Here is a 21,787-nt window from a genome sequence, read left to right as displayed (position 1 = left end):
GTGGATTCGTGAAGTGCCCCTTCGACGTTCCTTTCGGTACTCGGCGCTCTCCTAGCCTGAGTCCAGGAGCGGAGAGGGGAACGCGGTGCGGGAGATCTCAGCGAGCAACACGGCGGGGGACGTCGCCTCTGACGGGACGCTGGTCCAGACGCATTCCATCGGTGAGTTCCACCAGCATTTCCATGGGAAAGGGGAAGCGAGTGCGTCGTCGGAACGCGCCGACCGCGATCCCTGGGTGGAAAGGGCGGCGGAATCCGCGCTGTGGGGGCGCGTTCCCGCTGGCCGCGACGCGGAACCGTTCCGCCGGGCCGCGACCGCGTTCGTCCAGGACCTGGTACCCCTGCGCGACGAGGCGCGGGCCCGGCTGGCCGACGACCCCTGGCTGGACCACGGCGCGCCCCTGCGCTTCCACGAACGGCTGACCGAGCTGCTCGGCTCGCCTGACCGGAGCGGGGACACGGACCTGTATCCGGCCGAGGCGGCGCTGTTGGTGTTCACGCCCTTCCTGCTCCGCGTGTACGAACTCCGACGGGCCGCCGAACGCGCCACACTGGGGCCGGGCTCGCTCGTGCCCGCCGCGTCGCCCTCTCCGGACCGTGCCTCCTTCGAGGCGTTCGCCGCCGAGTACCGGGGCCTCACGGAGCGGGTACTCCGGCGGGGGCAGGACGAGGCTGCCGTGGGCTGGTGGCTGTTCCACCGCTGGATGGCCAGGGCGGAGAACGGCGAGGGGATCGAGGCTCTCTGGGAGGGGGCGCCGCGACTTTTCCACAGGCTGTGGAAGAGCGACCGCATCCGCCACTTCCTGCACGGTCTCCGGCTCGGGCGCGGGGTCTGCAACGACGAGTACCTGGCCGACCTGCGGGAGAACGAGTACGTCCCCGCCGAGGGCGCGCAGTACCTGCGGGAGCGCCGACTGGCGCTGACCATGGCACTGGGGCTCGCGATGGCCCCGGAGCCGACCTCGCTGTCGGACACCGTGGTCGAACACCTCGCCATCCCCTACCCGGTGGACCCGTCACAGGTGCGGCGGACCGTGGCCGAGGTGTGCTGGCGGGGCGACCCGCACCTGCTCAGTTTGGAGGCCGAGTGCGGCCACGAGGCGGTCATCGAGGGCCTGCACCAGTACGTCGAGCGGGCGGACGAGCTGCTGCACGGCATCCACCGGGTTCTGGGCGGCAGGGTCGCCGGGCTGCCCGCCCGGCTTTCCTCCGACCGCGTCGAACCCGCGCGGGGCGCCTTCGAGAGCTGGGCGCGGTTCCGGATCGACGAGCGCCGGGCCCGCGAGCTGCTCACCGGCGAGCAGCTGTACAAGAACAAGGACCTGGCGATCCGGGAGCTGTACCAGAACGCCCTGGACGCGTGCCGGTACCGCCGGGCGCGCACCGAGTACCTGGACCGGACCTCCCTGGCCGACTACGCCTACGAGGGCGCGATCGAGTTCGTGCAGGGGGTGGACGAGGACGGGCGCCCCTACGTGGACTGCTCCGACGACGGCGTCGGGATGGGGGAGGAGGAACTGCGGGGGGTGTTCTCCCACGCGGGTTCGCGGTTCGCCGAGGAGTCGGGCTTCCTGTTGGAGCGGGAGCGGTGGGCGCGCGAGGACCCGCCGATCCGGCTGTACCCGAACAGCCGGTTCGGGATCGGGGTGCTGAGCTACTTCATGCTCGCCGACGAGATCCGGGTGACCACCTGCCGCATGGGCGCGGACGGTGTGCTGGGGTCGGAGCTGGAGGCGGCCATTCATGGCCCGGGGCACCTGTTCCGCGTGGTCCGGACCGGGAGGAAGAGGCGGACCCCCGGCACCACGGTTCGTCTGTACCTGCGACCGGACACTGCGCAGACGGAGTGGTCGTGCGTGGAGGTGCTGAGGAGCGTGCTCGGTATCGCCGAGTTCCGCACCACCGCCACGGGCGACGACCGGCACGTGTGGGAGCCCGGGGTGTTCGCGCTCCGTACACCGGAGCGGAACGAAGAGCCCGTGAGCGGTTACTGGGCAGGTGGCGTCGTCTGTGCGTGGGAGGGATTGCACGAGTGGGCCGACGTCCTGTGGTGTGAGAAGGGCGGAGCCCTCCTCGTCGACGGTCTGCTCACCCGCCCTGGTGGAAACGGAGGGGTCTTCTCGACATCGGCCGCCGGGTTGGACGGTGTGGTGGTCAATCTGCGCGGGCCGGGTGCTCCTCTGGCGCTGTCCGCGGACCGTTCCCAGGTCCTGGGTGAGACGGAAGGTCCGGTCCGGAAAGTACTGGGCGAGGCCGCCGTTGCCCTGATCGACACCGCCAGCCCCCTGCTGTGCACGGAGTGGGTGGCGAGGTTGGCGAACGGCAGCATCGTGCTCGCGGACCTCGTCGCCGAGGCCGCGGTTCGGAGGGGTGTCTCAGCCCCCCTGGGGCTGGGTCGGTACGGCACGAAGCGCCGGGGTTTCTTCCCCGCCGACCTCGACCTGCCCGGCATCGAGCCGTTCACGAGGGGGATGTCGTACCAGCGCCGTTACAGGAATTCACCGCTCTCTCCGCTGGGGAGGGTTCCGGCGCACATCTTCCTGTGGAGGATGCTGGTGCACGGCGACCCGGAGGTTCTCGAGGAACTGACAGCTCTCTGCCCGGAGCTGGGCGTGGTCACCGACGTGCGAGACGCCGTTCCGTCCGACCAGCTCATGGCCGGGAACGATACTCCGCTGTCCGCACCCGGCTTCTGGCGAGGCGACCTGGAGTTTCAGCTGCCCGAGATCCTGCGGACACTCGATACGACCCCGAAGGACTTCCTGGGCAGACTGTGTGATCTCGGGTATCTGCGTATCCCTCGCGCGGTGCTGGCCGCGGCCGATCTTCGTGAACCCGCGTCCGCTCAGCTCCGACAGATCCTCTGTCTGGAACTGGAAAAAGGGGCCCCCGTGACCCCCGTGACCCTGTTCCGCACGGCTCGAGCGCTCGACCTCGATATCCAGGAGGTGGCGTTTCTTCTCCGGTACGAGGGCTTCGACGTGCCCGCGCACGTGGCTTCGGCCGCCGGACAGCCCGTCTTGGAGGAACTGCTGCGGGTTCTGGGCCCGGGGAGGCCGCAGGCCTTTCCGGGCAAGGGAGAGGGATTGCCCGCAGGGGCTCTCTTCGCGCTCTCGGAGTCGATGGAGCGCCCGGTACCGGAGATCCGCGGGCTGTTGAGGGAGTGCGGGGTCGACGCGGAAGACTCCTCGATCCCCGACGACCTCGATCAGGGGTTCGTGCGGTACCTCAGCCCGTTGGGCAACGGCGGCTGGCCGTGGGTCCAGGGGGAGGACGTGATCGCTCCCGCGCTGCTCATCAACTGGGCTCAGGAGATCGGTGTGGAACCCGTGGACATGGTGCGGGTCCTGGGGAAGGAGGGGCTACCGGTCCCGCCCCGTTTCCCGGTTGACGCTGACTCCGGTGACCTGGACCTCCTCTACGGGGAGGGTGAGGACTTCGGGGTCTCGCCGCCGAAGGGGGTGACCTACGCGGACATCATGGAGAGCCAGTACCCGGACCAACTCGACTTGGCATTCGCTCGGCTCCGGGAGTTCGGCTTCGACATCCCCCTCACCCTCCCCGAGGAGTACGACGACCTGGACGAGGCCCTGTTGGCGAACCACCACCTGAGGTGGTGGGGGGTCCGGGTGGGCGACCCCATGCCGCTCGCGCACGTGGTCGTCGCCTCCCGGGAGCTGCACGAGGGAGTGGAGACCATCGTGGGGCGTCTGGCTGGTTATGGGATGGAGGTCTCGCACCGGTCGCTCCCCGAAGGACTGAGCTTCCCGGCCGCCATCCACCTGCTCTCCCAGTACGGGGAGGAGTCGGAGTACCTGAACGCCACGGTCGCCATCGAACTCGACGACCTGGTCCACCTCGCCCACACGGTGTTCACCAGCATCACGCAGGTGGCGTCGTGGTTGGAGCAGCTCGGACTCTCCGTCGTGGACCCGGCGCAGGTGATCCGGGACGCCATCCCGCACATCCCTCGGCGGGTGCCCCTGCGGGGGTGAGCGCGTGCCGGTGGGGCGGCCACCGCCGTCTCTGCCTACTATGACTAGCCATGCGTATTCTCGTGGTCGAGGACGACGACCGGGTGGCCCGTGGCCTGGTCACCGCGCTCCGGGCGGCCTCCTTCGACGTGCAGCGGGTGGCCACCGCCGAGCGCGCCCTCTCGGCGCCCTCGGCCGACGTGGTCCTGCTCGACCTCGGCCTGCCCGACGCCGACGGCATCGACCTCCTGCGCAGGCTCCGCGAACGGCCGCAGACCGCGATCATCGCCGTCACCGCCCGGGGCGAGGAGCGCGACCGGGTCCGGGGCCTGCGCGCGGGCGCCGACGACTACGTGGTCAAGCCCTTCGGGGTCGCCGAGCTCCTCGCCCGCATCGACGCCGTCCTGCGCCGGACCCGCACGGCCCGCGCCGAACCCGAACAGGTCGACCCCCCGTTGCGGGTCGGTGGGCTCACCCTGGACGTCAACTCCCGCGAGGCGCGCACGGACGGCGAGCCGTTGCCGCTGACCCGCAAGGAGTTCGACCTGCTGCGCCTGCTCGTGGAGCGTTCCCCGCGCGTGGTCGCCCGGGACCAGATCCTCGACCAGGTGTGGGGCGCCGCCTGGGAGGCCTCCTCCCGCACCCTCGACACGCACATCGCCTCGCTCCGCGCGAAGATCGGCCCCACGCCGCGCATCCGCACGGTGCGCGGGGTCGGCTACATGCTCGACGAGGCCTGACCCGTGCTCAGGCGTCTGCTCACCGTTCTGCTTCCCATCGCCTTCGTCCTGGTCGGCGCGGTCCTGGTCCCCATCGCGACGGTCATCGCCCAGCAGCAGACCCAGGCCGTGTACGTCGACCGGCTGGGCGACGCGGGCCGGTTCGCCTCGCTGGCCGGAACCGCGCTCCAGGCGGAGCGGAGCAACGCCCTCACCCAGGAGATGTCCCGGTACGAACAGCTCTACGGCATCCCCGTGGTGCTGGTCGCCCCCGACGGCGAGGTGGTGGCGGGCTCGGGATCGACCGATCGGATGCGCGACCTGGTCGCGGACCTCGGCATGGGCTCCGTGATCACCGTGGCGCTGGCCGGTGAGCGGCCGGAGCCGCCGACCACGGTGTGGCCGTGGCGGTCGGACCCGCTGGTGATCGCCGAACCCATCGGCCGTGACAGCGAGGTCGCGGGAGCGGTGGTCCTGGTCTCGCCCACCGATGTCCTGAGCCAGGACATCCTCACCACGTGGGGGTGGATGGCCCTGTTCAGCGTCGTGCCGCTGGCGCTGCTGGTGACGGCCTCCCTCCCGCTGTCACGCTGGGTCCTGCAACCCATCCACCGCCTGGACGCGGCCACGACGGCGGTGACCTCGGGGGACCTGGAGGTCCACGTGGACGCGGAACGGGGACCTCCGGAGCTGCGCCGCCTCACGGACTCGTTCAACACCATGGTGGGGGTGGTGCGCCGGGCCCTGGAGCGCCAGCGCTCCTTCGTCTCGGAGGCCTCCCACCAGCTCCGCAACCCCCTGGCGAGCCTGCGGCTGTCCGTGGAGAACCTGTCCCCCTACCTGAAGGGCCCCGAGGCGCGCGAGGCGCACGCGATCGCGATCGACGAGGCCACCGTCATGCACCGCATGCTCAACTCCCTGCTGGCCGCCACGAGGCTGGAGAGCGTGACCGGGACCGAGGTCGTGGAGGTCACCGGGGTGGTCGACACCCGGGTGGCGCGCTGGAACGCGCTGGGGGAGTCCCGGGGGATCGAGGTCACCACGGACCTGCCCGACCACCTGTGGGCGCACGCCCCGGCGGGCGGGCTGGGCAGCATCCTCGACGAGCTGGTCAGCAACGCGCTGCGGCTGTCGGGCGGCACGCGGATCGAGGTGCGCGCTGAGGACGGCGAGCAGGTCCGCGTCGGTGTGCTGGACAACGGTGTGGGCCTGCCCAAGGAGGAGCGCGAGGCCGCCCTGGACCGGTTCTGGCGTTCGCCCCGGCACCAGAACACCGAGGGCACCGGGTTGGGGCTGCCGATCGTCGCGGACCTGGTCCGCGAGTCGGGGGGTGTCCTCACTCTGGGTGACGGCCTCGCGGACCAGGGGCGGCGCGGGTTCGGTGTCGTCATCACCCTGCCCCCGGCGGCTCCGCCCGACGGGGACTGACCGGTCCGCCGTCCCCGTCCGCCGTCCCGGGCCTCCCCGGTCGCCCGGCCCTCACCTGGCCTCACCCGGTCGCCGGGCCCGGTCGCCGGGCTCAGTCGCCGGGCTCAGTCGGCGGGGGTCCGCGCCGACGGGCTCACGTGGATCTGCGCGCCCTCAGAGGCGGGCTTGTTGTCCCGGTACCACCGTTCTGCGCCCGCGTGCAGTGGCACGATCCCGGTGGAGATACCGGTCCGCACGTTGATCTGGGCCGCCTCGGGGCGCTGCTCGGCCAGCCGCGACGCGCCGGTGTACACCGTGTCCGTCACCACGTACACGAGGTCGTCGGGGAGGTCCTGGCGGCACAGGAGCAGGTTCGGGATGGACATCGTGGGGCACGCGGGTATCCCCGCGTAGGTCGTGGCCGGGATGGTCGCGGGGAAGTAGGCCTCCGGGTACACGGTGAGCATCTGGTCGGCGATGTCGGCCAGGTCGACCAGGCGCAGCGGAATCCGGTCCGCGAGGTCGGCGATGGCGGGGGTGGGCAGACCGGTCAGGGAGAACATGGCGTCGATCCCGCCCGACTCCAGGGCCTCGGCGGAGGTGGCCTGGTCGAGGCGGATAACCTCGGGTTCCACACCGGTCTCGGCGAGGATCTGCTCGGTGGTGAACTCGGTGCCGGAGTCCGAGGCTCCGATGGACACCCGCAGCCCGTCGAGGTCGGCCAGCCGCCGCACGGGGGAGTCGGCGGCGACCACCAGGTGCACGAAGCTGTCGTAGAGGCGCCCCACCGCGCTGACGAGGTTCTGCTGCTCGACCTCCGTGGCCAGGACCGAGTCGAGGTTGGCCAGCCCCAGGTGCGCGTCGCCGTCCTCCAACAGGTACAGGTTGTCGTGTGAGGCGCGCGTCTCCACGGGGATCACCTTGTTGTGCGTCAGGCGCTCGTCGAGGAGGACCGCGAGTTCGCCGCCGATCTCCCGGTAGACGGCGCCCGGAGGGCCGGTGGCCACGATGAGCCGGGGCGGGGTGGCGTCGGGCGCGCGTGTGCAACCGGTCACCGCCGCCGCGGTGACGGTTCCCGCCAGGCCCAGGAGCACCGTGCGGCGGTCGGTTTCCCTCGGATGCATACACGCAGCTTAGGCGGGTGGGGCGGTGGTCACGCGCGTGTATCGCGCGTCACTTTGTGCCCCAGGACACACACCCAGCGTGGCCCAATGTCAGAGGAATCCCAACTCTTGCGCAGTTGCGTTGCACACATTCGGGGGTCGTAACAATCATCTCCTCATCAAGAGGTAGTAACCCCCGAGAAACCGGCAGGCAACACGGTGTCGACCGGAGGGGAGTCGCGGACAGCTGCCGTACCAGCACGCAGGAGGCCACACATGGCGATGGAAGCCGACAAGAAACCGGACGACGCTCCGGCCACGACCAAGGGCACACCCGGGGAGCGCACCACGCGGAGCCGGGTGATCGGCTTCGTCGCGGGTCCGCTGGTCGGTCTGCTCATCTACTTCCTGCTGCCGGAGATGGCTCTGCCGCTGGGCGACGGCGACACCGAAAACGTCATGTCGGTGAACGGTGGCATCGTCGCCGCCGTCACCGCCTGGATCGCGATCTGGTGGGCGACCGAACCTATCCCGATCCCGGCCACCTCGCTGCTGCCGCTGGTCCTCTTCCCGTTGCTGATCGACGGTGTCGGGATCGGTGACGTCTCCCCGTCGTACGGCTCGGACGTCATCTTCCTGTTCATGGGCGGCTTCATGCTGGCCCTGGCCATGCAGAAGTGGGACCTGCACCGCAGGATCGCGCTGCTGATCGTGTCGAAGGTCGGTTCCAACACGGTCGGCCTCATCGGCGGGTTCATCGCCGCTACCTTCGTCATCGGCATGTGGGTGTCCAACACCGCGGTGGCCGTCATGATGCTGCCGGTCGGCCTGTCGGTGATCGGCCTGGTCACGCAGCTGCGCAACGGCAAGACCGACGCCAACTTCGCCACCGCCCTGATGCTGGCGATCGCCTACTCCGCGTCCATCGGCTCGGTCTCGACGCTGATCAGCACCCCGCCGAACGTCCTCATGGTCGGATACCTCGCCGAGAACCACGACATCCACATCGGTTTCGGTGAGTGGATGATGGCCGGCGTCCCGCTCGCCATCATCTTCCTGCTGATCGCCTGGTTCCTGCTGGCCAAGGTGATCTACCCGCCGGAGGTCAAGCGCCTCGAGGGCGCCCAGGAGCTCATCCGGGGCGAGCTGGCCAAGATGGGCCCGATGAAGCGCGCCGAGAAGCTCGTGCTCGCGGTCTTCGCGTTCGCCGCCTGCTCCTGGATCTTCGCGCCGATGCTGGCGAAGAACGACGCCGTCGCCTCGGTCATCCCGTGGATCGGCAGCGTCTCCGACGCCATGATCGCGATGCTCGTCGCGGTCCTGCTGTTCATCATCCCCGCGGACCGCGACAACCGCCTCCTCGACTGGGACTCCGCTCTCAAGCTGCCCTGGGGCATCCTGCTGCTGTTCGGCGGCGGTATCGCGATCTCCTCGCAGTTCACGTCCAGCGGGCTGAGCGCCTGGATCGGCACCCGCGTCGCCATCCTGGAGGGCGTGCCCATGTGGGCGCTCATCCTCGCGGTCGTCGTCCTGGTGCTCTGCCTCACCGAGCTCACCAGCAACACGGCCACCGCCGCCACGTTCCTCCCGATCATGGGCGGTGTCGCGGTCGGTATGGACATCGACGTCCTCGCGCTGGTCATCCCGGCCGTCCTGGCGGCCTCCATGTCCTTCATGCTGCCGGTGGCCACCCCGCCCAACGCGATCGCGTTCGGCTCCGGGTACGTGAAGATCACCGAGATGCTCCGCGCGGGCCTGTGGTTCAACATGACCGCGCTCGTCCTGATCATGTTCTCCATGTACGCCCTGTTCAGTTGGGCCCTCGGAGTACAGGTCCTCTAGTGCCACCCGCGGGCCGACCGAAGTAGAGAGCGGACGGCCCCTTCCCCGGGACGGGGCCCCACCACCTTGGGGCCCCGACCCGGAACTCCCGGGAACGCCCCTCCCTCCCCGTCACCGTCCGACGGGTGAAGGGAGGGGCGTTCTCCTGCGTCCGGAGTCCGGATGACGGGGCCGGTCTCAGATCCGCCGGTCCCGGCCCGCCCCGAACGCCACAGCCGTCTGGACCAGGGCGAGGACGCCCACGAGTACCAGCACCAGGTCGGTCTCGCCGGTGAGCTGGATGAGGACGCCCGCCGCGATCGGGCCGCAGGCGGCGAGCAGGTAGCCCATGGACTGCGCCATCCCGGAGAGCCGGGTGGTCTCCGCCTGGGTGCGGCCGCGCAGGCCGATCAGGGACAACGCCACCACGATCGAGCTTCCCGTGCCCGCGCCCGCCACCATGATCCACAGCGGCCCCCACGCGGGCACCCACAGCAGTCCGGCCATGGCCGCCACGATGAGCAGGCTCACGGCCAGGCAGGCGGGGCGCTGCTCCGCGCGCCGACCCATGAGCGCGGTGATCGCCAGCCCGGACACCACGCCGGTGATCTGGAACGCGAACAGGTGCCATCCGGCCGCCTCCGGGGCCACCCCGCGTGCGGCCTCCACGCTGGGCAACCAGTTGACCAGGGTGAAGTAGCAGGTGGACTGGAGTCCCATGAAGGCCGTGAGCAGCCACGCGGTCGGCGAACGCCACACCGAGCCGACGGGTTCGGCGGGTGAGTCGGCCGCGGCGACGGGCGCGGGGGAGGGTATCCAGCGGACCCGCGCCGCCCACACCAGCAGGGCGAGCACTACGGGGGCCGCCCACAGCGCGAGCGCGGGCCGCCAGCCCCCCGCGAGCGCCGCGAGCGGCACCGAGAGCCCGGCGCCCAGGGCGGCGAACCCGGTCATCACGGAGGACGACACCCCGGTGACCAGGGCGATCCGCCCCGGGTGGTCGCGGCGCAAAATCACCGGGACGAGGACGTTACCGAAGGCCACCGCCGCGCCGATCATCGCCGTGCCGAGCCACAGGGCGGTGAGGGCGGGCAGGGAGCGGAGCGCGATGCCTGCGGCGAGCAGGGCGAGCGCGGCCAGGACGACGCGGTCCACACCCCACCGGGCGGTGGGTCCGTGGACGAGCGAAGAGAAGAGGGCGAAGCCGAACAGGGGGAGCGCGGTGAGGATACCGAGGGCGCCGTTGGACAGCCCTGTGGTGGCCCCCACAGCCTCCAGGACCGGGCCGACCGAGGTGAGGGCGGGGCGCAGGCAGGAGGCGATCACCAGGACGGAGCCGGTGGCCAGAGCGGCGCGCGCCCAGGTGCGGGCGGGGGCCTGGGCGGTGGGGGCGCTCACGCGGTGCCGTCCGTGCGGCGGGCGTCGGCGGGGTCCCCGTCACGGGCTTCGTCCTCGACGACGGCGCTGATGAACCCGAGCTCGTCGGCGAGTTCCGTGGCGATGGCGCGCGCGTGCTCGGGGGTGCCGTCCTCGATCGCCGCGAGCAGGCCCTCGTGCAGGTCGTTGAGGCCCTGGACCTCGGGCAGGGCGGTGGTGCGCCGGATGGACTCCACCACGTTCTCCCGCAGCGCGTCGTAGAGCCGGGTGAGCAGCGGGTTGTGCGCGGCCTCGACGACCGCCCGATGGAAGCGGGAGTCCGCCGCGACGTAGGCGTCGACGTCGTCGGCGCGCTCGGCCTCGGCACGGGCGGCGACCGCCTCGCGCATGGCGTCCAGGTGGGCGTCGGTGCGGTGGCGCGCGGCCCGCTCCGCGGCGGCGACCTCCAGCACGGCGCGCACGTCCAGGACGTGTTCGAGGTCGGTGCCGCCGCCATGGGCGAGCAGTCCGGTGAGTTCGTCGCTGGCCCGCACATAGGTGCCGTCGCCCACGCGGGGTTCCAGGAGTCCGGCGGCGGTGAGCGCGCGCAGGGCCTCACGGACGGTGCCCCGGCTGACCCCGAGCTCCTCGGCGAGGCGCTTCTCACCGGGGATGCGGCTGTGCACGGCCCAGTCCCCGGAGGTGATGCGTGCCCTGAACTGCCTGCTGACCTGCACGACCAGGGGTTCGGCCCGGGTGGGCTGGGTCATGGACGTCACGGTGGCCTCCTGGTTGTCCGACATTTGCACGGGGAGTCTAGGCATGCGGAGCCGGGCCCACAAGGGCGCCCCCCCCGGGCGGGACCCGAAGACGAGGTCCGGAAGACGAGGTCCGGGGTCCGGCGGCTCGTCGGCGCGGGTGTGTGCGACAATCGCCCCGGCCGCACACCGCACTCCACCTCGGAGGTCCTCGTGCTGCCCTCGTCCGGAACCGTCACCGCCACGGAGCCCGCCCCTCGCGGTCCGTCGGTGTTCCCGGTCCGCCCTCCCTCGCTCCGTCCGCCCCTCCCCGAACCGGTGCCGACGCTCGGGCGGTGCGCGAATCCGTCGCCGAACCCGGGCGCGATCCACTTCACGGGCGGTGGGTGAACCCGTCGCCGAGACCCGGAGCGAGTCCGTGCCCGCGTCCGCGCGGGGGCAGCCGTCACCGGACCGGATTTTCCCGCGCTCGGGCCCACCATGGGGCTCCGGCGCGAGCCAGCACCGGTGTGGTGCGCGCACCCGCAGCCCACAGCCCGTATCCGCGTCGGCGCGCCCACGTTCCGCGCCCGCAGGAGCGCGCTCCCTATTCATCCGATGATCCGTCCGAAGGAGAGTCCGTCACCGTGACCAGTGCCGACCACCCGGCCGAACCCGACCACCCGGCCGAACCCCGGCCCGGCGGCGGGTCCACCGCCTCCCGCGTTCAACGATGGGTGCTGTGGCTGGGGCCGCTCCTGGCCGCCGCGGCCACCCTCATCTGGTCCGGGAACTTCGTGATCGCCCGGGTGGTCTCCGGGGAGATCCCGCCCGTTCAGACCGCCTTCTGGCGGTGGGCGATCGCCCTGGCCGTGCTCCTGCCGTTCGCGGCCCGGGGACTCTGGGAGCACCGGCGCCTCATCCGGGAGCGCGCCCCCTACATCGCCCTGGTCAGCCTGCTGGGCGTCACGCTCTTCAACACCCTGATCTACGTCGCGGGCCACACCACCTCCGCCACCAACCTCGCCCTCATCGCGGCGGCCTCCCCGGTGGCGATCGCGGTCTTCGCGGCGGTCGGTGGCGAACGGCTGTCACCGCGGCGGATCACCGGCATGGCGGTCGCCCTGGTGGCGGTGGTCGGTCTGATCACCAAGGGCGACCCCGCTGTGCTGATCGGCATGGACCTGGCCACCGGCGACCTCTGGATGCTCGCGGCGATGTTCACCTTCGCCGGGTACTCGGCCCTGCTCAGGCGCAAGCCCCAGGAGCTGCCCGCCGTGGTGTTCCTCGCCGCCACGGTCCTGTTCGGCCTGGTCATGCTGCTGCCCGCGCAGGTCGTCTCGCTCGTGGTCCAGGGCGGGTTCACCCCCACCCCGGGGAACCTGTCCGCCCTGCTCTACATCGGGGCCGCCTCCTCGGCGCTGGCGTTCTTCCTCTGGAACCGGTCCGTGGAGATGATCGGCGCCACCCGCGCGGGGGTCCTCTACTACCTCCAGCCCGTCTGTGTCGCGGCGCTCGCCTACCTGACCATCGGTGAGCCGGTCACGGGCGCCCAGGCGGTGTGCGCGGTGCTCATCGTGGCCGGGGTGGCCCTGTCGTCCTCGCGCAGGTGAGCCCCGGCGGACACGACGGAGCCCCGCCACCGGGGTGACGGGGCTCGAAGCCGTACGGGCCGGTCCGGCGGGACCGGACCGGGCTAGTCCTGCGCGGAGCGACGGGGGCGGCGCGGGCGGGACGAACCGCCCGAACGCGGGCCGCCGTAGCCGCCGCGCTGGCCGCCCTGGCCGCCACGCGGGCCGCGCGGGCCGCGCTGGCGGTTCTCCCGGCGCGGCTCGGCGGGCAGGGTCACCGGCACGCCGGACGGGGTGCGGGCGCCGGTCACGCGGGCCAGCTCCGGGTCCTCGGAGTGCTCGACCTGCGCGATCTGCGGTTCGATCCGGGCCCGGTACATCAGACGGCTCATGTCACGCCGCTGGTTGGGCGTCACGAGCGTGACCACGTTGCCGGACTCGCCCGCGCGGGCCGTGCGGCCGCCCCGGTGCAGGTAGTCCTTGTGGTCGGTGGGCGGGTCGATGTTCACGACCAGGTCCAGCCCGTCCACGTGGATGCCGCGCGCGGCGACGTTCGTGGCGATCAGCGCGGTCACCGTGCCCTCCTTGAACTGCTTGAGGGTGCGGGTGCGCTGCGGCTGGGAGCGGCCGCCGTGCAGCGGGGCCGCCCGGACGCCGCTGGCCAGCAGGTGCTGGGCCATGCGGTCCACCGCGTGCTTGGTGTCCAGGAACATGATGACCTGGCCGTCACGGGCGGCGATCGCGGTGGCCGTGGCCTGCTTGTCCGCGTGCGACACGTGCAGGAGGTGGTGCTCCATGGTGGAGACCGCCCCTTCGGACGGGTCGACCGAGTGCACGACCGGGTCCTTGAGGAAGCGGCGCACCAGCTGGTCCACGTTCCGGTCCAGAGTGGCCGAGAACAGCAGGCGCTGGCCGTCGGCGGGGACCTGCTCCAGGATCGCGGTGACCTGCGGCATGAAGCCCATGTCGGTCATCTGGTCGGCCTCGTCGAGCACCACGGCCTCGACCTGGTCCAGGACGCAGTCACCGCGCTCCATGAGGTCGCGCAGGCGGCCGGGGGTGGCCACGACCAGTTCCACGCCCTGGCGCAGGGAGCGCGCCTGGCGGTGGATGGGCATGCCGCCCACCACGGTCGCCATGCGCACCCGAACCGAGCGGGCGTAGGGCGTGAGGGAGTCGGTGACCTGCTGGGCGAGTTCGCGGGTCGGCGCCAGCACCACGGCCAGCGGGTGCCGCTCCTCGGCGCTGCGGCCGTTGAGCCGGGCCAGCAGGGCCAGGCCGAAGGCGAGGGTCTTGCCGGAGCCGGTCTGGCTGCGGCCCAGGACGTCCCGACCGGCCAGCGAGTTGGGCAGGGTGGCCGCCTGGATCGTGGAGGGCGTGGTCAGACCCTGGCGGGTCAGCGTCTCCTTGAGGGCGTCGGGCATGTCCAGCGCCTGGAAGTCGTCGACCGGGTCGAGGCCCGGCACGACGGTCTTGGGGAGGGCGAACTCGCCGCCCGAGAAGCGCGAGCCGCCGCCGGGACGGCCCTGGTGGCCGCCGCCGCGTCGGGGGCCGTCGAAGGAGCGGCGCGGGCGGGGGCGACCGTAGGAGCCGGAGCCGCCACGGGAACCCTGGCCGGAGGTGGTGGAGCGGTCACGACGTGCGTTGGCACGGGGATGGTTCACAGATGACCTTTCGCCGACGACTGAGGCCGGGTCGGAAGTCCACGACAGCGCTTCGGTGAGTGACACCGAACGTGTGTGGGGGAAACTACTTCGATATCCACGGCTCACCCGAAGGAACGGGGGTCGTGGCGGGCGAACCGGTGCCTGTCGGAGAACGACTGCCAGAAGACCGGCTCTGGGAACGTCACCGTGGTGGTTACCCGGGGTACCCGGGCAGCACGACCGCAACCTCACGAACCTAGCACACGGCCTCCCGGCTGGCCGAGACCGCGCCCCTGTGGCACTGGGCACCGTACGGAGAGGGAGCTCGAACCGCGAGGGGCGTCGTATGACGAGGGGCCCCGGCGTCCGCTCGCGCGGATGGGGCCCCTCCGGGTCACGCTTCGGGGGGTGCCCCCCTGGCGGGTCAGTCCTGTTTCGCGGGCGCCTGGGCCGCGAGGGCGCGGTAGTGGCGCGAACGCAGGCCGAGGACGACGGTGGCCGTCAGGGCCGCGATCAGCGAGGCGATCAGCACGCCCGCCTTCGCGTGGGCGAGGTGCTCGGGGGACCCGGCGAAGCTGAGCTCGGTGATCAGCAGCGACACCGTGAAGCCGATCCCGGCCAGCTGCGACATCCCGAAGATGTCGATCCACTTCAGGTCCGGGTTGAGTTCGGCGCGGGTGAGCTTGGTGGTCAGCCACGAACCGCCGGTGATACCGACCATCTTGCCGACGAACAGGCCCGCGATGATGCCGAGCCCGGCGGGGTCGGTGAAGACCGCGTCCACGCCGTCGAAGACCACACCGGCGGAGAAGAACGCGAAGATCGGCAGGGCCAGACCGGCCGACCACGGGCGCAGGACGTGCTCGGTGCCGTGGCTGGGGCTTTCGACCTCGCCCTCGTGCTTGGTGGTGCGCATCATCAGGCCCATGGCCACACCGGCGATGGTGGCGTGCACGCCGCTCTCGTGGGTGAGTACCCAGATGAGGGCGGCCAGCGGCACGTAGACGACCCAGTTGGGGACGACGGACGCGTTGAGCTTGGCGGCCAGGCCCTTGCCGCGCTGGAGGTAGCCGAAGAACGCGACGCCCAGGGCGGCGCCGAACAGCGGCAGGAAGCTGATGCTCGCGGTGTAGAAGACCGCGATGACGATGACCGCGCCGAGGTCGTCCACGATCGCGAGGGTCAGCAGGAAGGTGCGCAGGGCCGGGGGCAGGCCGCGCCCGACCACCGCGAGGATCGCCACGGCGAACGCGATGTCGGTCGCCATGGGGATACCCCAGCCCTGGAGGGTCTCCGGGGAGTTCAGGTTGACGATCGCGTAGATGCCGGCGGGGACAACCATGCCGCAGACGGCGGCGACGATCGGGAGCATGGCCCGGCGGGGGTCGCGCAGCTCGCCGTGGACGAACTCCTGTTTGAGCTCGTTGCCGACCACGAAGAAGAAGACCGCGAGCAGGGCGTCGGCGGCCCAGGTCTCCAGCGACAGGTTGAGGTGCAGGGCCTCGGGGCCGAAGGTGACGCCTCGGAGCCGTTCGTAGACCTCGCCGAGAGGAGAGTTGATCCAGACCAGCGCGGTGACGGCCGCGAGGATCAGCAGGAAACCGGCGACCGTGTCGCTGCGGAGGAGGTTGGCCAGGCGGCTCACCGGGTTGTACGAGGGTGAGGGCCGGACGGGGTCGATGCTCATCGGGGTGTGCTCCGGGCAGATGGGTTGCTTGTGGGACTCGCCGACCAGTCTTCCCGGCACACCTGTGGCGCGTGTGGCGCCGCGCCCATGTTCGCCTATGGTGGACCGTCTGTCCAGTTTCGGTCAGGTTCCCCAGAATTCGGAGACCGCCAGCGGCCCCTGGGCGCTGGGGTCACTCTATCCCCTGAACAGCGCTAACGTCGCTGGGGTGCGGGTTGGGGGCCCGGCCCACGCACCCGTCGCGTGCGGGCGTGCCGGGGTGTTCGGCCGGTCCGGTTGGCCGAACCGGTACACGGGCGTAGAGTGCGGGTCTGGTGTGCCGGGAAGACTGGTCGGCGAGGCGGCGATCCCTATCCGAAACCAGGTGTGACCATGCCGGAGACCACGCTCCACGGAGCTCGCGTCTACCGTTCCGAGTCAGCGGAGCGGACCGTTCGCGACTGGTGCCGGGAGCGGCTCGACGAGTACCCGGACCTGGTCTTCCTGCCGGAGATCCCCACGTCGATCGGCCCCACCCGCGCCTTCCGGATGCCCGGCGGCCCAGGCACTCCGGTGGTGGTGCTCAGCGGCACCAACTTCAACAGCGCTCTCATGGCCTCGCCGGTCTCGGACATGACGGAGGAGCGGGACGTCTATCTCGTGGACCTGCCCGGGCAGCCCGGTCTCAGCTGCGGGCTGCGGCCCCGGGGGCACCGCGCGCAGGCGTACGGCCGGTGGTTCGACGAGGTGCTCCCCGAGCTGGTGGACCGCCCGGTGGTGGTCCTCGGGCACTCCCTGGGCGCGGCGGTCGCCCTGGCGGCCAGACCCCGCGACCAGGTCAGAGGGATGGTGCTGGTCAACCCGGCCGGTCTGACCAGCGCCGCCACGCCGCCGGAGCTCATGCGCGTGACACTGCCGTGGATGATCGGCCCGCGCGACGACAAGAGCACCCGGCTGCTCAACTTCATGAGCGGACCGGACTTTCGCTACCCGTCCCACCCGTTCGCGTCGTGGATGACGATGGTCGGCAGGTACTGCCGGACGAGTCTCGCACCCGGTCCGCTGCCCACCGAGTCGCTGCTGGCCTGGCAGGGGCACGGCGTCATGGTGGTCACCGGGTCGGACGACGTGTTCTTCTCCCCGGCGCGCCTGCACGGCCCGGCCCGCCGGTTCCTCGACACCGAACCGCGCGTACTGGAGGGCGCGGGGCACCTGGCGCCGTACGAGTTCCCCGAGCGGGTGCGCGCCCTGGTGCGCGAGATCGCCTGACCCTTCCGGGGCGCGACGGGCGGGCGGCCTCAGCCGGGTCCCTCAGCCCGGTCTGCGCGGGGTGAAGAGGGTGTCCGGGTCCGGGTCCCGGTACAGGGGCGAGTACACGTGCAGCACCAGGACCGCGGGCGCGGTCCACGTCTCCAAGGAGTAGGTGAACCCTTCGGGGTCCTGCGCCGTGACGCCGCCGCCGTGCGGGGAGCGTCGCAGGGCGCTCTCCCAACCCCGGGAGGACCAGGCGGAGTGCAGTGCTCTGAGCACTGTGTGCGCCCGGCGCGGGCTCGCGGGGCAGGCGTAGGTTGCCGACGCGTTGTACACGTCGCCGTTCTCGGCTCCGGGCAGGTCGGGGTCGGCCAGGGCGGTGTCCGCCACTCTGAATTCCAAGGGGGCGGGGAACCGGTCCTGCCACGCGCCGGCCCTCGCCATCGCCAGGTCCACGGCCTCGGCCTTGCCTTTGGTCTCCATGAGTCCTCGTTCCTTCGCTGTGGTCACGTGAGGGACGGACCCGGCTCGCGGGGGGTCCGGCGCGGAGGTAAGGGGGGAACGTTCCGGGGAAAGGGCCCGCGCAGGGCCAGCTTCGCCAGTTCGGCGACCGCGGCGTACAGGCTGATGAGCCGGGGTTCCTCGACCAGCCGGTCCCACTGGCCGATGACGACGTTGACCGTGTTGCTCAGGGCCAGACTCCCATGCTTCATGTACTCGCTGTGCCCTCTGACCCGGGTCGACAGGGCCCTGGCCCTGAAACTCGAGGACTTCGGGTTGGTCCCGAGGAGACGGCGCGGGGCGTGTACCACGGGGTCCGACTTGTCCGCCATGACGAAGACGCGGCGGGGGTCGACGTTGAGCTGTTCCGCTTTCTGGACGTCCCCCACGCCCGGGCTGCCCTGGAAGAGGATCGCGTCTGCGGGGAAGTTCCGGGTGGAGGCGGCGGCCCTGGCCACGACGCCCGTTCCGTAGCTGTGCCCCGTCACGGTGGTCTGCCCCCGGATCTGCTTGCTGACCGCGAGGCCCGAGACGAAGCCGGTCAGCGCCGGGTGCCCCTCGACGGCGTACCTGGTGTTGGTCGCCTGACCGGGGATGCGGTCGGGCATCTTGCACCCGAGCCAGTAGACGGCCGCGGTCCTCTCGCGTCCCCCGGTGGGGGCCTCCGCGTGTTCGCGGAGCCGTCGGGCGTTGTCGAGCCCGAAGCGGATGTGCGGGATCGCGTTGAGGTTGTTGCCCGTTCCCGGTACGTGGACGGCCGTGTAGTGGGAGCGGTCCGGGTCCCCGTAGGACACGGCCACCAGCCCGTCGGTGCCTCCCGGTGCGCTCGGGGGCCGGTAGGTCAGCAACAGGGGGCGGTCGCGGGAGTCGCCCTCGGGGCCGCCGATCATGCGCTTCAGCGCCGCCGATCCCGGGTCCTCGTGGTCCCGGAGGTAGGAGTCGAGGACGGAACGGTTGGCCTGGTCGCGTACTCGGGAGGGGAGCCCGTCGAGGGAGCCGATCTCGGCCGGTCTCTCCTGGAGTAGGCGGGCGCGGCGCTCGGGGCTGAGGCGCCTCCACCACGCCGCGTTCTCGGCTGGCACGTTCGACGACGGTGGTGCGGCCATCGACGCCTCGCTGTTCTGGTCTCGGGCTGGGGGTGGCGCCATCCTGGCAGAGGCCACTGACCTCGGGTAGCCCCCTATGTCGTCTAAGTGACCTTTGGCGAGTTTTGTCCGAAGATCGGTGGAGGGTAGTGGTCGACGTCACCTGCGAGTGTCGGCGCCGGGCCAGGGCGCGGACGCATCCGTTCCTGACGACGTCCCGATCGGGGCCGCCCCATGGCCGGGACGCTCCTCCTGAACCCCTCCGGGTGGGTGGCGCGGCCCTGACCGGGGAAGACTCTCCTGTGGCGGGCCCGCCCGGCACCGGTTCGGAAGCGCCCGCGACCAGACGGCCTCACGGGAGGGCGCGGCCATGGACGTACGGAGCGTCGTGGGACTGGACGGGGTCCGCCGTGGCATGGGGGATCTCGTGGGGGGCAAGGCGGCCAACCTCGGGGAGATGGTCGCGGCTGGGGAGCGCGTGCCCCCCGGCTTCTGCGTCACCACCGCCGCGCACGCGTCCGGGACGGTGCCCGCCGAGCCGATCACCCGGGCCTACGAGGCTCTGGGCGCTGGCAGGGTCGCGGTGCGTTCCAGCGCGACCGCGGAGGACCTCCCCGAGGCCAGCTTCGCCGGACAGCAGGACACCTACCTCGACGTCGAGGGCGCGGACGCCGTCGTGGACGCCGTCCGCCGCTGCTGGGCCTCGCTCGACAACGAACACGCCGTCGCCTACCGGCGGGCCAACGGCCTCGACCGGGCCGATGTGCGCATGGCGGTGGTGGTGCAGCGCATGGTGGACGCGGACACCGCCGGGGTCATGTTCACCGCCGACCCGCTCACCGGCTCCCGGTCGCGCACCGTGGTCGACGCGGTGCGCGGCCCGGGCGGCGCGGTCGTGGACGGGTCGGTCGAACCCGACCACTACGCGGTCGACGACGGTCGGCTCGTGGACGGAGCCGGGGGCTGTCTCGCACCGGGGCAGGTCGTCGAGCTGGCCGCCGCCGGACGGCGCCTCCAGGGGCTCTTCGGCTCCCCGCAGGACGTCGAGTGGGTCCACGACCGCGACGGCGTCCTGTGGCTGCTCCAGTCCCGGCCGGTCACCACCCTCTTCCCGCTCCCGCCGCAGGACCTGCCCGACCTGCCCCGCTTCTACATGGAGGTCGGGCACATGCAGGGCATGTTGCGCCCCTTCACCCCGCTCGGGCTGGCCATGCTCCAGAGGATGTGGACCCGCTGGTGGGGGTCGGTCGGGTTCGCCACCGGCGACGCCGACCCCGACCCCCTCATGGTGGGTGTGGGAGGCCGGTTGTTCGTCGACCTGTCCGCGTTCCTGCGCAGCTCCCCGCTCCGGGGGAGGCTGCCCCAGGCCATGGACGTGTACGGGCCCCGGGCGCGCGCGGCGGTGGAGCACCTGCTCGACGATCCGCGGTTCGCCCCCCGCCCCGGGCTGCCGTTCCCCGCGTCGACCGGGCTCCGCGTGGCCGCCGCGCTCCTGCCCTCGGCCGTGTTCGGGGTCGGCCACGCGCTGGCCCGCCCCCGGGCCGCGCGCGCCCGAGCACAGGCCGCCGTGGCCCGTCTGCGCGCCCTGCGCGGCCCGGGCGCCGGAGCCGGGTCGGCGTCACGGCTGGACTGGGTCACGGGGCGGGCCCTCGACGCGATGCTCGGCCGGGACCTGACCCGGGTGATCGGCCCGGTCTTCGCCGGGATCGTCACCGGCACGGCCCCGGCGGCACTGCTGCGCGGGGTCGCCACCAGGGAGGAGACCGACACCGTCCTGGGCGGCCTGCCCCACAACGTCACCACCGAGATGGACCTGGCCCTGTGGCGGATCGCCGAGCGCGCCCGCGCCCACGGGGACCTGTTCACCCGCACATCTCCGGAGGAACTCGCCGCCCGGTACCTGCGCGGGGAGCTGCCGGAGGTCGGGTTGGCCGCCTTCCTGGACGCCTACGGGCACAGGGCGGCCGCCGAGGTGGACATCGGTGTGCCCCGGTGGCGCGAGAACCCGGCGCCCGTGTTCGCGTCGGTCGCCAACTACCTGCGCCTGGACGACCCCGAACAGGCACCGGACCGCAGGTTCGAGCGGGCCGGGGCCGCCGCCGGGGCGGCGCTCGCCGAACTGGTCCCCCGCGCCCTGCGGCGCCGTCCGGTGCGCGGTGCCGTCGCCGCCTTCCTCATGAGCCGTTCCCGCGAACTCGCGGGCCTGCGGGAGTACGGCAAGTTCGCGTGGCTGGTGCCGTTCGCGGAGATGCGCCGCCAGGTGCTCCTGGTCGGAGCCGACCTGGCGGGCCTCGGACTGCTGGAGACGGCCGACGACGTCTTCTTCCTGGACCTGGACGAGGTCCGGTCGACGGTGGACGGCGGCGTCGACCGACGGTCGCTGGTCGCCGAGCGTCGCCGCCTCCACCTGCGGGAGCGGCGTCGGCGCACGGTGCCGGGGACCCTCCTGACCGATGGCACGGACGTGGCGGCCGCGTTGCCGGCCCCGGCCGTGGAACCGGGCGGGCTACCGGGGACACCGGCGGCTCCGGGGCGGGCCGAGGGACGCGCCCGGGTGGTCCTGGACCCGTCCGGAGCCAGGGTCGAGCCCGGGGAGATCCTCGTGGCGCCCACCACCGACCCGGGCTGGACGCCGCTGTTCATGACCGCCGCAGGGCTGGTCTCCGAGACGGGTTCGCCGATCGCGCACGGCCCCACGGTCGCCCGCGAGTACGGGATTCCGGCGGTGATCTGCGTGCGGGACGCCACCACCGCGATCCGGACCGGCGACCTGCTCCGGGTCGACGGCTCGGCGGGGACGGTCGTGGTGGTCGCCGACGCGGACGCCGCCGACGCGGGCGACGGTCCCGCCGCCACCGACCCCACCGACCTCACCGACCTCACCTTCACCGACGGAGAGTCCCCCCGCGAGGGGTGAGGCCCTCCCTCCACCGGTACCGGAAGATGACGCG

14 protein-coding genes are annotated in these 21,787 nt (G+C 72.0%); 7 read left to right on the top strand and 7 right to left on the bottom strand.

Annotated features, from left to right (window positions below; translation table 11 throughout):
• Nucleotides 1–235: 235 nt before the first annotated feature.
• The 3 genes from ABZ635_RS13650 to ABZ635_RS13640 are packed head-to-tail and all read left to right on the top strand — an operon-like array spanning nt 236 to nt 6,120.
• A complete protein-coding gene (locus ABZ635_RS13650; protein ID WP_357763815.1) occupies nt 236–3,994 on the top strand; it encodes a hypothetical protein in 3,759 nt (1,252 codons plus the stop codon).
• 50 nt (nt 3,995–4,044) lie between these two features.
• On the top strand, nt 4,045–4,713 hold the full coding sequence (locus tag ABZ635_RS13645; protein ID WP_357763812.1) for a response regulator transcription factor: 669 nt from the start codon (nt 4,045–4,047) through the stop codon (nt 4,711–4,713).
• A gap of 3 nt (nt 4,714–4,716) precedes the next feature.
• Entirely contained in the window at nt 4,717–6,120 is a 1,404-nt protein-coding gene (locus ABZ635_RS13640; RefSeq protein WP_357763809.1) for a HAMP domain-containing sensor histidine kinase, read from the top strand.
• A gap of 104 nt (nt 6,121–6,224) precedes the next feature.
• Here the strand turns inward: ABZ635_RS13640 and ABZ635_RS13635 are convergent, their stop codons facing one another.
• The gene (locus ABZ635_RS13635) at nt 6,225–7,223 is read right to left on the bottom strand and encodes a TAXI family TRAP transporter solute-binding subunit (RefSeq protein ID WP_357763806.1); all 999 of its coding nucleotides are present in this window, start codon (nt 7,221–7,223) and stop codon (nt 6,225–6,227) included.
• Between the two features lie 255 nt (nt 7,224–7,478).
• Here ABZ635_RS13635 and ABZ635_RS13630 point away from each other — a divergent pair, with 255 nt between their 5' ends.
• The gene (locus ABZ635_RS13630; protein WP_357763804.1) at nt 7,479–9,044 is read left to right on the top strand and encodes a DASS family sodium-coupled anion symporter; all 1,566 of its coding nucleotides are present in this window, start codon (nt 7,479–7,481) and stop codon (nt 9,042–9,044) included.
• 177 nt (nt 9,045–9,221) lie between these two features.
• Here ABZ635_RS13630 and ABZ635_RS13625 read toward each other — a convergent pair whose 3' ends face one another.
• Both ABZ635_RS13625 and ABZ635_RS13620 read right to left on the bottom strand, forming a co-directional pair.
• Nucleotides 9,222–10,421 carry an MFS transporter gene (locus tag ABZ635_RS13625; RefSeq protein ID WP_357763801.1) on the bottom strand — a complete coding sequence of 400 codons (1,200 nt, stop codon included), beginning with the start codon at nt 10,419–10,421 and terminating at the stop codon, nt 9,222–9,224.
• Complete coding sequence (locus ABZ635_RS13620) at nt 10,418–11,182, bottom strand: FCD domain-containing protein (RefSeq protein ID WP_357763798.1); 765 nt, start codon at nt 11,180–11,182, stop codon at nt 10,418–10,420. The genes ABZ635_RS13625 and ABZ635_RS13620 overlap by 4 nt, the downstream gene beginning before the upstream one ends.
• 581 nt (nt 11,183–11,763) lie before the next feature.
• On the opposite strand from ABZ635_RS13620, the gene ABZ635_RS13615 reads away from it, so the two are divergent.
• Nucleotides 11,764–12,729 carry a DMT family transporter gene (locus tag ABZ635_RS13615; RefSeq protein WP_357763791.1) on the top strand — a complete coding sequence of 322 codons (966 nt, stop codon included), beginning with the start codon at nt 11,764–11,766 and terminating at the stop codon, nt 12,727–12,729.
• 83 nt (nt 12,730–12,812) lie between these two features.
• Here ABZ635_RS13615 and ABZ635_RS13610 read toward each other — a convergent pair whose 3' ends face one another.
• Nucleotides 12,813–14,351: a DEAD/DEAH box helicase gene (locus tag ABZ635_RS13610; RefSeq protein ID WP_357763788.1), complete on the bottom strand. Its 1,539-nt coding sequence runs from the start codon at nt 14,349–14,351 to the stop codon at nt 12,813–12,815.
• A gap of 406 nt (nt 14,352–14,757) precedes the next feature.
• A complete protein-coding gene (gene nhaA / locus ABZ635_RS13605; RefSeq protein WP_357763784.1) occupies nt 14,758–16,020 on the bottom strand; it encodes a Na+/H+ antiporter NhaA in 1,263 nt (420 codons plus the stop codon).
• 372 nt (nt 16,021–16,392) lie between these two features.
• Here nhaA and ABZ635_RS13600 point away from each other — a divergent pair, with 372 nt between their 5' ends.
• Nucleotides 16,393–17,268: an alpha/beta hydrolase gene (locus ABZ635_RS13600; RefSeq protein ID WP_357763782.1), complete on the top strand. Its 876-nt coding sequence runs from the start codon at nt 16,393–16,395 to the stop codon at nt 17,266–17,268.
• 42 nt (nt 17,269–17,310) lie between these two features.
• Here ABZ635_RS13600 and ABZ635_RS13595 read toward each other — a convergent pair whose 3' ends face one another.
• Nucleotides 17,311–17,733: a hypothetical protein gene (locus tag ABZ635_RS13595; RefSeq protein WP_357763779.1), complete on the bottom strand. Its 423-nt coding sequence runs from the start codon at nt 17,731–17,733 to the stop codon at nt 17,311–17,313.
• 23 nt (nt 17,734–17,756) lie between these two features.
• Complete coding sequence (locus ABZ635_RS13590; protein ID WP_357763776.1) at nt 17,757–18,833, bottom strand: alpha/beta hydrolase; 1,077 nt, start codon at nt 18,831–18,833, stop codon at nt 17,757–17,759.
• 373 nt (nt 18,834–19,206) lie between these two features.
• On the opposite strand from ABZ635_RS13590, the gene ABZ635_RS13585 reads away from it, so the two are divergent.
• Nucleotides 19,207–21,753 carry a PEP/pyruvate-binding domain-containing protein gene (locus ABZ635_RS13585; protein ID WP_357763773.1) on the top strand — a complete coding sequence of 849 codons (2,547 nt, stop codon included), beginning with the start codon at nt 19,207–19,209 and terminating at the stop codon, nt 21,751–21,753.
• Nucleotides 21,754–21,787: the final 34 nt, after the last annotated feature.

Source organism: Nocardiopsis sp. NPDC007018, assembly GCF_040635075.1.
GTDB lineage: Bacteria > Actinomycetota > Actinomycetes > Streptosporangiales > Streptosporangiaceae > Nocardiopsis.
The sequence above is the reverse complement of the archived record's forward strand: the minus strand, read 5'-3'. Positions and strand labels throughout refer to the sequence as shown.

What these genes read in the sequence shown, in the direction of transcription:
- ABZ635_RS13645 (WP_357763812.1), top strand. Translation starts at nt 4,045, where the DNA reads ATGCGTATTCTCGTGGTCGAGGACGACGACCGGGTGGCCCGTGGCCTG.
- ABZ635_RS13635 (WP_357763806.1), bottom strand. Translation starts at nt 7,223, where the DNA reads ATGCATCCGAGGGAAACCGACCGCCGCACGGTGCTCCTGGGCCTGGCG.
- ABZ635_RS13630 (WP_357763804.1), top strand. Translation starts at nt 7,479, where the DNA reads ATGGCGATGGAAGCCGACAAGAAACCGGACGACGCTCCGGCCACGACC.
- ABZ635_RS13620 (WP_357763798.1), bottom strand. Translation starts at nt 11,182, where the DNA reads ATGTCGGACAACCAGGAGGCCACCGTGACGTCCATGACCCAGCCCACC.
- nhaA (WP_357763784.1), bottom strand. Translation starts at nt 16,020, where the DNA reads ATGAGCATCGACCCCGTCCGGCCCTCACCCTCGTACAACCCGGTGAGC.
- ABZ635_RS13600 (WP_357763782.1), top strand. Translation starts at nt 16,393, where the DNA reads ATGCCGGAGACCACGCTCCACGGAGCTCGCGTCTACCGTTCCGAGTCA.
- ABZ635_RS13595 (WP_357763779.1), bottom strand. Translation starts at nt 17,733, where the DNA reads ATGGAGACCAAAGGCAAGGCCGAGGCCGTGGACCTGGCGATGGCGAGG.
- ABZ635_RS13585 (WP_357763773.1), top strand. Translation starts at nt 19,207, where the DNA reads ATGGACGTACGGAGCGTCGTGGGACTGGACGGGGTCCGCCGTGGCATG.